The sequence below is a fragment of the Nocardia aegles genome, from assembly GCF_052545135.1.
In genome coordinates this window covers 1-413 of record NZ_JBQWRI010000071.1, presented here as the reverse complement: position 1 = coordinate 413, position 413 = coordinate 1, and the positions used below count along the sequence as shown (strand labels likewise).

Genomic DNA, 413 nt, shown 5'->3' with positions numbered 1-413 from the left:
GTCGCATACGTCAAAAACCCACCAATACCCGCAGCCGCACCCGACTCCTCATACGAATCACCCACAATCAAATGCAAATCGAACTGCGACACATCCACATCCACATCCACCCCAGCCACCGACAAACCCGGCAACTCCAACACCGCCCGCGCAACATTCTGAAACGACAACCCCACCTGAAACAACGGATGACGCGCCGCCGACCGCGGCGGATTCAACACCTCCACCAACCGCTCGAACGGCACATCCGCATGCGCAAACGCCGCCACATCAACATCCCGCTGACGCACAACCACATCCGCGAACGACTCACCCGGCTCCAACCGAGACCGGAACACCACCGTATTGACAAACATACCGATCAGATCATCGAGCTCCCGCTCACCACGACCCGCGACAGGAGTACCAACAGC

At 58.8% G+C, this 413-nt stretch carries 1 protein-coding gene; it reads right to left on the bottom strand.

Features of this window, described 5'->3' with window-relative positions; genetic code table 11:
• On the bottom strand, positions 1–413 hold a 413-nt coding region (locus tag ACT89H_RS29495), incomplete at both ends, for a condensation domain-containing protein (protein ID WP_445111941.1).